This is a genomic window from Kitasatospora sp. NPDC056138 (assembly GCF_042264695.1).
Classification (GTDB): domain Bacteria; phylum Actinomycetota; class Actinomycetes; order Streptomycetales; family Streptomycetaceae; genus Kitasatospora.
On the sequence record NZ_JBHJVK010000007.1, the window covers coordinates 14,149 to 26,455 of the forward strand.

Annotated in this window: 9 protein-coding genes, 1 tRNA gene and 1 riboswitch; of the genes, 6 read left to right on the forward strand and 4 right to left on the reverse strand. The window is 72.9% G+C overall.

The window, feature by feature from the left end; translation table 11 throughout:
- Nucleotides 1-96: 96 nt before the first annotated feature.
- Nucleotides 97-171, reverse strand: a tRNA-Cys gene (locus tag ACFC1R_RS07030).
- A 280-nt stretch (nt 172-451) separates the two neighbouring features.
- Nucleotides 452-518, forward strand: a riboswitch (guanidine-III (ykkC-III) riboswitch).
- A gap of 57 nt (nt 519-575) precedes the next feature.
- On the opposite strand from ACFC1R_RS07030, the gene ACFC1R_RS07035 reads away from it, so the two are divergent.
- Nucleotides 576-890 carry a DMT family transporter gene (locus tag ACFC1R_RS07035; RefSeq protein WP_375934001.1) on the forward strand — a complete coding sequence of 105 codons (315 nt, stop codon included), beginning with the start codon at nt 576-578 and terminating at the stop codon, nt 888-890.
- A 97-nt stretch (nt 891-987) separates the two neighbouring features.
- Nucleotides 988-2,433, forward strand: a complete 1,446-nt coding sequence (locus ACFC1R_RS07040) for an MFS transporter (RefSeq protein ID WP_375934003.1) — start codon at nt 988-990, stop codon at nt 2,431-2,433.
- A gap of 76 nt (nt 2,434-2,509) precedes the next feature.
- Here the strand turns inward: ACFC1R_RS07040 and ACFC1R_RS07045 are convergent, their stop codons facing one another.
- The gene (locus tag ACFC1R_RS07045; RefSeq protein ID WP_375934389.1) at nt 2,510-3,787 is read right to left on the reverse strand and encodes a hypothetical protein; all 1,278 of its coding nucleotides are present in this window, start codon (nt 3,785-3,787) and stop codon (nt 2,510-2,512) included.
- 376 nt (nt 3,788-4,163) lie between these two features.
- Between ACFC1R_RS07045 and ACFC1R_RS07050 the strand changes: the two genes are divergently transcribed.
- On the forward strand, nt 4,164-6,764 hold the full coding sequence (locus tag ACFC1R_RS07050; RefSeq protein ID WP_375934006.1) for a phosphatidylglycerol lysyltransferase domain-containing protein: 2,601 nt from the start codon (nt 4,164-4,166) through the stop codon (nt 6,762-6,764).
- Nucleotides 6,765-6,948: 184 nt separating this feature from the next.
- Nucleotides 6,949-7,587 (forward strand): class F sortase, encoded by a 639-nt coding sequence (locus tag ACFC1R_RS07055; RefSeq protein ID WP_375934009.1) that lies wholly within the window; start codon nt 6,949-6,951, stop codon nt 7,585-7,587.
- A gap of 234 nt (nt 7,588-7,821) precedes the next feature.
- On the opposite strand, the gene ACFC1R_RS07060 is transcribed toward ACFC1R_RS07055, so the two are convergent.
- Nucleotides 7,822-8,286, reverse strand: coding sequence for an SsgA family sporulation/cell division regulator (locus ACFC1R_RS07060; protein ID WP_375934011.1), 465 nt, complete (start codon nt 8,284-8,286; stop codon nt 7,822-7,824).
- A 529-nt stretch (nt 8,287-8,815) separates the two neighbouring features.
- Between ACFC1R_RS07060 and ACFC1R_RS07065 the strand changes: the two genes are divergently transcribed.
- On the forward strand, nt 8,816-10,636 hold the full coding sequence (locus ACFC1R_RS07065; protein ID WP_375934014.1) for a DEAD/DEAH box helicase: 1,821 nt from the start codon (nt 8,816-8,818) through the stop codon (nt 10,634-10,636).
- An 18-nt stretch (nt 10,637-10,654) separates the two neighbouring features.
- On the opposite strand, the gene ACFC1R_RS07070 is transcribed toward ACFC1R_RS07065, so the two are convergent.
- Nucleotides 10,655-11,119: an SsgA family sporulation/cell division regulator gene (locus ACFC1R_RS07070; protein ID WP_375934017.1), complete on the reverse strand. Its 465-nt coding sequence runs from the start codon at nt 11,117-11,119 to the stop codon at nt 10,655-10,657.
- 186 nt (nt 11,120-11,305) lie between these two features.
- Here ACFC1R_RS07070 and ACFC1R_RS07075 point away from each other — a divergent pair, with 186 nt between their 5' ends.
- Nucleotides 11,306-12,205, forward strand: coding sequence for a sensor histidine kinase (locus tag ACFC1R_RS07075; RefSeq protein ID WP_375934020.1), 900 nt, complete (start codon nt 11,306-11,308; stop codon nt 12,203-12,205).
- Nucleotides 12,206-12,307: the final 102 nt, after the last annotated feature.

Sequence of the window (12,307 nt, forward strand, 5' to 3'; positions counted from 1 at the left end):
TTTGGAGCAGCGGATTTTCCGCGAATATCCTGCCGCCTGCGCCGGGGAATGCCGAATTGCCGATCGGTGATAATTCTCCGATCGGCAATTCGGTCGTGGAGGCCATGACGGGAATCGAACCCGTGTAAACCGCTTTGCAGGCGGTTCCCTAAACCACTCGGGCACACGGCCGTGGGCGGCGGCGGAAGCCGGTCCGCGCCGGACGGGGTGGTACTCAGGCGCCGAGGGTGCCGAAGGCGGTGCAGGCGCTACAGGTGCCACAGGCGTGACAACAGGGAGCGGCACAGGCGTGCGGCATCGCGATGATCGCCGTCCTCCTGCTCATGGCCTGCTCCTGTCGTTTCGACCCCGATTCAATCGGGGTGCCGCGTCGATGAATTCATCTTATGCGGGAGCCGGTGGGATGCGTCAATATCCGAATATGAATTCTGCGTGTCGTCCTGTGCTACCGTCGGGACCAGGTGAGTTGATCGCCCCGGACGAGGCGCGTCGTACCCGGTATGACAAGACGGCGCAGTACAGCGGCAGGGCCCGGCAGGGCCCGGCCGTCCACTACTGCGGAGGAGAGTCCTGTCATGGCCTGGATGGTCCTGATCGTCGCCGGTGTGCTGGAGACCGTGTGGGCGGTGGCGCTGGAGGCGTCCAGGGGGTTCTCGCGGCCGGTGCCGAGCCTGGTGTTCGTGGTGGCGCTGGCGCTGAGCATGGGCGGGCTGGCGTACGCGATGCGGAGCATCCCGCTGGGGACGGGCTACGCGGTGTGGGTGGGTGTCGGTGCGATCGGTACCGCGCTGTACGGCATGGCGGTGGCGGGTGATGCGGCGACCGCGGCTCGGGTGACCTGCCTGGTGCTGATTCTCGGTGGCGTGGTGGGGCTGAAGGTCCTGCACTGACGCCGGTGGCCGGTCGGGGTCCTAGGACCGATGGGGGAGCGGCCGGGGGACCGCAGGTCAGGAGTAAATCAGTTAATAGGCACTTACCATGATGGGCATGACCACGGCCTCCTCCCCCTCCACCACGACCCCGTCCGCCGCGACCACGACACAGACCGGTGCCGACACCGGAGGAGTCCTCGGCGCCCCGTACCGGGCGCTGACCCTGGGGATCGTCTCGGTCGTCCTGCTGCTGGCCTTCGAAGCGACGGCGGTGAACACCGCGATGCCGGTGGCGGCCCGCCAGCTCGACGGGCTGGGACTGTACGCCTTCGCCTTCTCCGGCTACTTCACCAGCACGCTCTTCGCGCTGGTGGTGTCCGGGCAGTGGTGCGACCGCAAGGGGCCGATGGGGCCGCTGCTCTCCGGGATCGTGGTGTTCGGGGCCGGTCTGGTGGTGGCGGGGACGGCGGCCGACATGTGGCTGTTCGTCGCCGGGCGGGCGATCCAGGGGCTGGGTGGCGGACTGGTGATCGTCGCGCTGTACGTGGTGGTCGGGCGGGCGTTTCCCGAGCGGCTGCGCCCGTCGGTGTTCGCGGCGTTCTCCGCGGCCTGGGTGCTGCCCTCCATCCTCGGTCCTGCGGTGTCGGGCGCGGTGACCCAGCACCTGGGCTGGCGCTGGGTGTTCCTGGCCGTACCGGTGCTGATCCTGCTGCCGCTGGCGGTGATGGGACCGGCACTGCACCGCAGCGAGCGGGAGCAGCGGAAGACGGCGGCGACGCGCCCGGAGTTCGACCGCGGGCGTGCGGCGTTCGCGGCGATGGCCGCACTCGGCGCGGGCCTGCTGCAGTACGCCGGCCAGCGGCTCGACCTGCTCGCGGTCCTCCCGGGGCTTGCGGGTGCGGGACTGCTGCTCCCGGCCGTGCTGCGGCTGCTGCCCGCGGGCACACTGCGGGCGGCGCGCGGACTGCCGACGGTGATCCTGCTGCGCGGGGTGGCGGCGGGTGCGTTCTTCGCCTCGGAGGCCTTCATCCCGCTGATGATGGTGACCCGGCGCGGACTCTCCCCGACGATGGCCGGTCTGACACTGACCAGTGGCGGCCTCTCCTGGGCGCTGGGCTCCTGGCTGCAGGGGCGCCCAGGTCTGCAGCGCCACCGGGAGGCGATGATCCGGCTCGGCTTCGTGCTGACGGCCGTGGCGGTGGCGGGGACGACGCTGGTACTGGAGCCGGCCGTACCGGCCTGGGTGGCTTCGGTCGCCTGGGCCGTGGGCGGGATGGGCATGGGCCTGGCGGTGACGAGTGTCAGCGTACTGATGATGAAGCTGTCCGCCCCCGAGGACGCCGGGGCCAACTCGGCCGCGCTCCAGATGAGCGACGCGCTGGGCAACGTCCTGCTGATCGGCCTGTCCGGGGTGCTCTTCGCGGGCCTGGGCGGCGGCTCACTGGCGACCGCCCAGGACTCGCCGGTACCGGCGGCGGCGTTCGCGGTGATCTTCCTGGTGATGACCGGTGTGGCACTGTTCGGCGCGCTGATCTCGGGCCGGGTGCGGCCCCGCTCCTGAGGACGCAGGCCCGGCTCCGGGCGTGAGGTCCGTCCCGAGTACGAGGGCTCGTGGGCTCGGGAGGAGCCGGGAGGAGTCAGACGGCGGTACGCGGGGCGGCAGAAGGGGCAGGGACCGCGTCGGGGATGCCGAGGAGGGTCTCCCAGCCCCCGGCCGGCGCCTCGCCGGGGCCGAGCGACTGCAGCTTGCGCAGCACCGCCGGGTCCTGCGCCTCCAGCCAGTGCACCAGCTGGCGGAACGACACCAGCCGTACGTCGGGGCGTTCGGCGATCACCTTGAAGGCGTCCTCGACGGCGTCCATGTAGATGCCGCCGTTCCACTGCTCGAAGTGGTTGCCGATGTAGAACGGCGCCCGGTTGGTGGTGTACGCCCGCTCGAAGCCCGCCAGGTAGGAGTCGCGGGCCTGGGTGCGCCAGCCCGGGTACATGTCGGAGTCGCCCTTGGTGTTGGCACCGGACTGGTTGAACATGATGTTGTAGTCCATCGACAGCACGTGGAAGGTGTGCCCGGGGAAGGGGATGGACTGCAGCGGGAAGTCCCACAGCGCCCCGCCCGCGAACTTCTGCGGCCAGACCTGGAGCCCGCCGGGGCCGCTGCTGTCGTACTTCCAGCCGCGCTCGGCCGCCGTGGGCAGCAGGCCGCGCTGGCCCTCGAGGCAAGGCGTGCGGCCGCCGATCAGTTCCTTCCGGTAGTCGAAGGGCAGGGCGGGCAGGTCGGTGAAGCCGGTGTTGGTCTTCCAGTTCATGACGAAGGCCATCGCCTGCTCGATCTCGCTGTCCCACTCCTCGGGCGACCACCTGGCGACGCCGGTGGCGCCGCAGAAGTGCCCGTTGAAGTGGGTGCCGATCTCGTGTCCCTCCAGCCAGGCGGCGCCGAGCTGCTCCAGGGTGTCGTGGATGTGCTGGTCGTTGAGGTAGTCGATGTCGCTGGCGCCGGCCGGGTGCTGCGGCGGGTGGTACAGCTCGCGCTTGGACTCGGGGAGCAGGTAGAGGCCGCTGAGGAAGAAGGTCATCGACGCGCTGTGTTCCCTGGCGAGGTCCCGGAAGCGGCTGAACAGCCGGTTGTCCAGTTCGCCCGCGCCGTCCCAGGAGAAGACCACGAACTGCGGCGGGTGCTCGCCCGGTCCGAGCGGCCGGGCCGTCGGCTGGTGCGGCTGCGGACCGGTGTCGGCGGTCGAGCCGTCCCCGATCGGGGCGGGGGCGGGCGGCTTGGGGGCGCTGCCGGGCCGGTGGCCCGAGCCGGGGTCGGGCGGAGCCGCCGGATGCCCGCCCCCGGAGCCCGCGCAGCCCGCCGCCAGGGTGGCTGCGGTGCCGGCGCCGGCGGCCAGCAGGGTCCTGCGGGAGAGCGCGTCCATGATCACGTCCAGTCCTGGGGGTGCCCGTGCAGGGTGAACCCTGCGGAGGGGGAAGGCCATGGGGTTCGGCGGTCCGGGAGACTTCGAGAGCTGCGTCGGTACGGGCCGGATCGGCCCACAGCATCGCATGCGACGAGCCGTCGGCCTGGTAAGGCGGGGCGCAGCGTAGGGTGATCCACGGGTTCGCGGCCGTCGGCTCACCCGCCCGGAGCAGCTGCCCGGCGACGGCCTTCGGACCGGGGGGAGACGGCGTCAGCGGTGGGGCACAGGCACCCCGCCCGCCCCCGGAACGGGCCCGCAGGACAGTTACCCGCAGGACCGCAGGCCCGCCCGAGCGCGGCGGCCGCGTTCAGTACGGCCCGGAGGTGTGCCCGTCATGTGGCAGTCGGTACTCGACGCTTACCGGGAACGGATCGTCGAGGCCGGTCGCCAGCCGCTCTTCCTGCTGCTGCTCGGGCTGATCGGCTCCTTCCTGTTCATCCGCTTCAGCGTCCGGATGATCCGGCGCGGCACCAGCTGGTGGCCGGGCAACGTCACCCCCGGCGGGCTGCACATCCACCACGTGGTGTTCGGCCAGGCGCTGATGCTGGTCTGCGGGGTCGGCGGCTTCACGATCCGGGGCGAGGGCGGGGTGCTGCGCGAGGTGATGGCGACCGGCTTCGGGATCGGCTGCGGCCTGGTGCTGGACGAGTTCGCCCTGGTGCTGCACCTGGAGGACGTCTACTGGAGCGAGCAGGGCCGCAAGTCGGTGGACGCGGTGATCATCGCCGTGGCGATGATCGGGCTGCTGCTGTTCGGTGCGCTGCCGCTGGGCGGCTTCACCGGACGGCTGACGCTGAGTCAGGCGGCGTTGGCCGTGCTGGTGCTGTTCCTGGTGGTGGTCAGCCTGTTCAAGGGGAAGACCTACACCGGCCTGCTGGGCGTGATGGTCTGGCCGCTGGCCCTGGTCGGGGCCGTCCGGCTGGCCAGGCCGCGCAGCCCGTGGGCCCGCTGGCGGTACCGCTCGCGGCCCAAGCGGATGGCGCGCGCCGAGCGCCGGGACGCCCGGATCCACCAGCGCCTGGACCGGGGGAGGGTCGCCTTCTACAACGTGCTGGCCGGTGCACCCGACGTCGTCCTCGGCCCGCAGCCGGGCACCGCCCCCGGCCCGCAGCCCGAACCGCCCGCGCCGGTACCCGCGGCCCCGTACGGGCCGGGCCCGGCGCCCGCCTGGCGGGGGCGCTGCATCGCCTCCGCGGAGTGGTACCTGCGGATCGCCGCCCTGCTCAACCTGGCCGCCGGGCTGATCGCACCGTTCCGCAACCGGGTGCACCGGGCCAACACCGGCGAGTTCTTCACCCCGGCGCTGATGACGGCCGGGTTCACCGCTGCGCTGTTCGCCGGGCTGCTCGCGCTGATGCTGCGCCGCCGCAAGCGGGCCGCCTGGCTGGTCGCGACCGTCGTGGTCGCCGGGTACACGGCGCTGTGCGCGCTGGCCCTGGTCGTCGCGCCGGCGGACCGCTCGCACCCCTTCAACTGGGGCTCGTTCGCGCTCACCGTCGCCGTGCTGGTCGCCCTGGTGCTCGGCCGTCCCGCCTGCCGGGTGCGGGGTGAACGGGGCAACCTCGTGCTCGGTCTCGGCGTCCTGCTGGCCGGCGGGGCAGCCGTCACCGGCATCGGCGCGGCCCTGGTCCGGGTCGGCTCGGCCGGGGCCGCGCCCGGCTGGGGCGACAGCGCCGTCTACGTCCTGATCCGGCTGGTCACCCTCTCCGGGATCGTCGAGTACTCCGACCTGGACGTGCCCGGCTGGGTCGCCCTGACCGTCAACGTCCTCGGCGCGGCGCTGCTGCTGCTCACCGTCCGGGTCTTCTTCCGCTCCCCGCGCAGCCGGGTGCACCTGGGGCCCGAGGACGAGCGGCGGCTGCGCGCCCTGCTGGCACGGCACGGCGCCCGGGACTCGCTCGGCTACTTCGCACTGCGCCGCGACAAGTCGGTCTGCTGGTCGCCCTCGGGCAAGGCGGCGGTGCTCTACCGGGTCGTCAACGGGGTCGCGCTGGCCTCCGGGGACCCGGTCGGCGATCCGGAGGCCTGGCCGCAGGCGATCGGGCGCTGGCGCGAGGAGGTCCGCGACCACGCCTGGGTGCCCGCGGTGACCGGTGCGGGCGAGCAGGCGGGGATCGTCTACCGGCGGGAGGCCGGGCTGCGGGCGCTGGAGTTCGGCGACGAGGCGGTGGTCGAGGTGGAGGGCTTCACGCTGGCCGGACGCTCGATGCGGACGCTCCGGCAGACCCACCAGCGCGTCGGCAGAGCGGGGTACCGGGCCGTGGTCCGCCGCCACCGGGACGTCCCGACCGAGGAGCTCACCGCACTGGCCAGGCTCGCGGACGCCTGGCGGCACGGCCGGACCGAGCGCGGCTTCTCGATGGCGCTCGGCCGGCTCGGCGACCCGGCCGACGGGGACTGCCTGCTGATCGAGTGCCGGGACGAGAACGACCGCACCAGCGCCCTGCTCAGCTTCGTCCCGTGGGGCGCGCACGGCCTCTCGCTGGACCTGATGCGCCGTGACCGGGAGTCCGACAACGGGCTGGTGGAGTTCATGGTGGCCGAGCTGCTGACCAGGGCCTCGGCCGGGGAGCTGCCGGTCACCAGGGTCTCGCTGAACTTCGCGATGTTCCGGTACGTCTTCGAGCACGGCGCCCGGATCGGCGCGGGGCCGGTGCTGCGGTTCTCCCGTACCGTGCTGCGCTTCCTCTCGCGCTGGTGGCAGCTGGAGTCGCTCTACCGCGCGAACGCCAAGTACCAGCCGGCCTGGGAGCCGCGCTTCCTGCTGTACGAGAAGTCCTCCGAGCTGCCGGCCATCGCCCTGGCCAACGCGCTCGCCGAGGGATTCCTGACCAGGCCCCGGCTGCGCCGTTCGGCGGGCGAGGGGCGGGAGTCGCTCACCCGTGCGGCCCAGGGGGGTCCGGGCGTCTCGACTGACGCCAGGTCAGGCCGCTGACCTGCACTCATGGCCCCGGGGCCGGTCGGACGGCGGCCCCGCGGCCGGCCGGTTGCGGATGTCCCGTGCGGGCCGTGGCGGTTGACTGGCCGGGCCACCCCGGGTGCGGGCGTCGCACGATCGGCCGCGGGCCGGCCGGAGCCCGCGCCGCTCGGGGACCGGACCGAGACGGCGAGGAGCAGGGATGGGCGGGCAGCCGGACAGGAGTCCGTGGCCGGGGACGCTGGCGGTGGGTTCCGCCCTGGTGCTCGGCGCCTGGATGATCAACGGTGGCCACGGGCTCCACCTCCCGCCGCTGCCCGGCATCTCCCAGGGTTTCGGCAGCGCCACCTCGCCCGCGATGCTCGTCCCGCCCCGGCCCCGGGCGGTCCCGACCCGGATCAGGATCCCCTCGCTCAGGGTGGACGCGCCCGTCACCGACCTCGGCCTGGACTCCGCCGGTCGGCTGCAGCCGCCCCCGCCCACGGATCGCAACCTGACGGGCTGGTACCGCGACGGCGTCACCCCGGGCCAGCGCGGAACCGCGGTCGTGGCCGGGCACGTCGACACCCACGACGGCCCCGCCGTCTTCTACGACCTCGGCACCCTCCGCCGGGGCGACCAGGTCGAGATCACCGGCCAGGACCGGGGCACCGCCTTCTTCATGGTGGACGCCGTCGAGGTCTATCCCAAGGACGACTTCCCGGACGCGAAGGTGTACGGGCCGGCCCCCGACTCCCAGCTCAGGCTGATCACCTGCGGCGGTGACTTCACCACGGGGAAGGGCTACGACGCCAATGTGGTGGTCTTCGCCCATCTGGTGCGCAGCCTGCCGGGCCGCTGACCGGGCGGCGGACCGTCGAACGTCCCGGCCTGCCGATCGGCGGGGTGACCTGCGGCTTAGCATCACGCAGAATGGTTATTGGTCTGGACCAATACTCCGGGCCGGCTCCGGTGGCGGCCGCTCACGCCGGGAGTCGACGCCGCCCGGGGCAGTGCACGCGCCCCGGGCGGCAGCGGCGGGCGGCGTGCCGGCGGGCGGCTGCCGGGCCGGTCGGGGTCCGGGGTCCGCCGCGGTTCAGCCGAGGAGTTCGGCCAGGGCGCGGTCCGGGTCCAGGTGGTGGAGCTCCTCGTCCTCCGGGACGGAGACGTAGCTGTGCCACAGGAAGCGCCGCAGGTCGCCGGAGTCGAACCGGAGCAGGGCGATGCCCTCGGGGGCGCGCAGTTCCACCATGGTGTGCTGCCCCGGGGCGGGCCGGACGTGCACGTCGCCGACTCCGGACGGCAGGTCGAGGCCGGCTGCGAGCAACTGGCGGGCGAAGACCCACTCGACCTCGGGCGGCGCCTGCGGCGACGGCAGGTCCCCGGTGGCCGGCGCCGCGGGATCCGGTTCGGCCCCGTCCAGCGCGTACTCGGCGGGGAAGACCATCCGGACCGCCAGCGGGTCCTCGGGGCGGTAGCGCAGCTTCACCGCGAGCGGGGCCGAGTGGTGCGTGGAGACGATCAGGTGGGCCTGGGTGGCCTGTTCGACGGCGGCGGACATGGGTTCCTTCCGGTGGCGTGGGGCGTGTGCGGGCCGGTGGGGGGACGGGCTGGGACCGGCCCGCACACCGAAGAGAGAGTCGGAAGGGGGCTGCGGTCTTACACGGCTTTCCGGAACCGGTGCGGTGATCCGCGTCACATCCGGACCGTTCGTTCGCCGTCGCCGCCCTCCGTCCGGCGGCTGCCGTCCCGGCATCGAGCGCACCGCCCGGCTGGGCACGGCCGTCTTCCTGGACCTGCGGGGGGCGATCTGCTGGAGGTCGACCAGGACGCCGCGTACGAGCCGGTGGTGGCCGTCGCGGCGGTCGCCCCGGCCGATGCCGGGGTGCTCGCGGGCCGGTTCCGGGGGTCGGCCGAGGGGGCTGTGAGCGGGGTGTGACGGCCCGGTGCCGGAGGTCGAAAGTCGGGAGTGCCGGTAGGCTGGGCGGGTTGTCCGCTCGCCGACCAACTGCGGGACGGGGCCGCCCACATGGCCCTGACCTGCGACGATCCCCCCTCCGGAGACCGTGAGTACTGCCGCCGCTTCAGCCATGGCCCCGCTGTTCTCGGACGCCGAACCGCATGGTGCCGCCCGGACAGCCGCAGCTCCCTCGCACCACCTGTCCCCGGCCTTCCCCGGCCGCGCCCCCTGGGGTACCGCCGGCAAGCTCCGGGCCTGGCAGCAGGGAGCACTGGACGCGTACATCGAGAAGCAGCCCCGCGACTTCCTGGCCGTCGCCACCCCGGGCGCAGGCAAGACCACCTTCGCGCTCACCCTGGCGTCGTACCTGCTGCACAACCACCTGGTGCAGCAGGTCACCGTCGTCGCCCCGACCGAACACCTGAAGAAGCAGTGGGCCGAGGCCGCGGCCCGGGTCGGCATCAAGCTGGACCCGGCCTACTCCTCGGGCCCGCTCTCCCGCGAGTACGACGGCATCGTCGTCACGTACGCGGGCGTGGGCGTCAACCCGATGCTGCACCGCAATCGGACCGAGGCCCGCAAGACCCTCGTGATCATGGACGAGATCCACCACGCCGGTGACTCCAAGTCCTGGGGCGAGGCCTGTTTCGAGGCCTTCGAGCCCGCCACCCGCCGACTCGCGCTGACCGGTACGCCGTTCCGCTCGGACACCAACCCGATCCCCTTCGTCCAGTACGAGGCGGGCAGCGACGGCATCCGCAAGTCGGTCGCCGACTACACCTACGGCTACGGGCACGCGCTCGCCGACCACGTGGTCCGTCCGGTGATCTTCCTCTCGTACAGCGGCAACATGCGCTGGCGCACCAAGGCCGGTGACGAGCTGGAGGCCCGGCTCGGCGAGCCGATGACCAAGGACCTGATCGCCCAGGCGTGGCGCACCGCGCTCGCGCCGCAGGGCGAGTGGATCCCCAGCGTGCTGCAGGCGGCCGACCGGCGGCTCACCGAGGTGCGCAAGGCGATCCCGGACGCGGGCGGCCTGGTGATCGCCACCGACCAGAACGTGGCCCGCGCCTACGCCAAGATGCTCCGCGAGATCAGCGGCGAGAAGGTGACCCTGGTCCTCTCCGACGAGGCCGAGGCCTCCAAGCGGATCTCCGACTACGCGGCGGGCGACTCCCGCTGGATGGTCGCGGTCCGCATGGTCTCCGAGGGCGTCGACGTGCCCCGGCTCTGCGTCGGGGTGTACGCCACCTCGATCTCCACCCCGCTGTTCTTCGCGCAGGCCGTCGGCCGCTTCGTGCGCGCCCGCAAGCGCGGCGAGACGGCCTCGGTGTTCCTGCCGACCGTGCCGATGCTGCTGGGCTTCGCCAACGAGATGGAGCTCCAGCGCGACCACGTGCTGGACCGGCCGAAGAAGGAGGGGGAGGGCCTCTTCGACGAGGAGGACCGCCTGCTCGCCGAGGCCGAACGGGCCAACGACGGCCCCGACACGGCCGGTGGCGACGACTTCAGCTACGAGGCACTGGGCTCGGACGCGGTCTTCGACCGGGTGCTCTACAACGCCATGGAATTCGGCATGCAGGCGCACCCGGGCAGTGAGGAGGAGGAGGACTACCTCGGCATCCCCGGCCTGCTGGAGCCCGACCAGGTGCACATGCTGCTGCAGAAGCGCCAGCACCGGCAGATCCAGCGCAGCAAGGCCAAGCCCGCCGAGGAGGCCGACCTGCTCGAACTCCCCGCCGAGGAGCGCCCGGTGGTGACCCATCAGGAGCTGCGGGAGCTGCGCAAGGAGCTGAACGCGCTGGTCGCGGCCTGGCACCACCGCACCAACCAGCCGCACGGCACCATCCACAACGAACTGCGCCGCCAGTGCGGTGGCCCGCTCACCGCCCAGGCGACGGTCAATCAGCTCAGGTCCAGGATCGCCAAGATCCGGGAGTGGGCGAAGTAGCCGGAGCGGTCGGGGCGTTCAGCCCTCGCCGGCCGGGGACCGGAGCAGCCGCTCCAGTCCCCGGTGCAGGCGCTCCTCGCTGACCTCCGCGCCGAACGGCACCAGCTGTCCGGTGCCCAGCAGTGCGGCGTGCAGGGCGGTGGCCGTGGCCAGCAGCAGGGCGGACCCGACGGTCGAGTGCAGGTGCAGCTCCACCAGCCCCCCGGGAGCCGGGCGGACCTGCACGTCGCCGGTGCCGCTCGGTGCGGTGAGGCCGTCCAGCAGCAGTTCGCGGGAGACGGCCCAGGTCACCGGGTGGTCGCCGGGCACCGGGAAGGTGAGCCGGACGACCAGGGGGTCGTCCTCGCGGTAGTCGAACTCCACCTGGAGCGGGAAGCGGGGGCCGAGCGGGCTCTCCAGGTCCATCGCGAGCCGGGTGTGCAGGTGCCGCCGGGCCGCCGGTTCCAGCGGACCGAGATCTTCCGGTTGCTCGCGAAAACGCATATCGTCCCCCGTCGATGGAAGTCTTCCGGCTGACCGGTTTGTTCGGCGCCGCCCTTCGACCAGATTCCCTCTTTGGTCGAACGGCCGCATCCGTCGACCGTCGGGGATGGAAATCACCGTTTGGGGTGGGCGGAAACCGTCGGATCGGCGGTGGCCACCGGAGTGAGTCGATGCTATGGGGGCCTGGTGCGGCGACTGACGGGTGTGCTGCTGCCCGGACTGGCCGGCGCCGCCGTCCTGGCGGGGTATCGGCGAAGCCGGCGGCGGAGGGCCGCCGGATCGGCACCGGAGGGCGCCGATCCGATCGAACTCGCCCATGAGCGGGGGCGGTTGGCGGAGCGCGAACGGATCGCCCGGGACGCCCACGACACCGTGGTCCAGGGGCTGGCCGCGATCACCTTGCTGGTCCGCGCCGTCGAGCACGCCCTGCCGGCCGGAGCGCCGGGGCTGGAACAGGCCAGGGAGCGACTGGCGGCGGTGCAGGACACCGCACTTCTGAGCCTCGGTCAGGCCCAGGACCTCACCACCGGGGTGGCGGTCTCTCAGCTCGGCGCGGGTGGACTCGTCCCGGCGCTGACCCAGTACGTGGCGCTGTCCCGGCGCAACCTGGACATCGTGCGCCGGCTGCTGGAGCTGGGTCCGGCCCTCCCGTCCTGCGCGTCGGGGCTCCGGGCGCCCCAACTGGAACTGCGGATCACCGGCCCCGCCCGGCGGTTCGGCCTGCCGGCGGAGAGCGCGGCGTTGCGACTGGTGCAGGAGGCGGTCGCCAACGCGGTCCAGCACGCCGGGGCGCGGGCCGTCAGCGTCGAACTGCACCACCTGTCCGACCGGGTGCGGGTCCTCGTCCGGGACGACGGCGCCGGGCTGGCGTCCGCCGGGCAGCCGGGCTGCGGCCTCGGGCTGGCCGGGGCGAAGGAGCGGATCGGGCGGCTCGGCGGGCGGCTGACCCTTCTCTCGGCACCGGGCGGCGGCACCACGCTGATGGTGGAGTTCCGCGACCGGGGTGCGCGGAGTGCGGGTGGACTGCGGCGCCCGCAGCGGTGGTTGCGCTCGATCCGACAGTGGTACAGACCTTTTGCCGGATGATCAACTTCCCCTGTCATACTGGGGCTCCCGGCGAGGACGGTGCACGCGGTCGCATCCCCCCGAGCCGAGCTGCACGGCGCGGCGGCGCCTGGACGGGGGTCG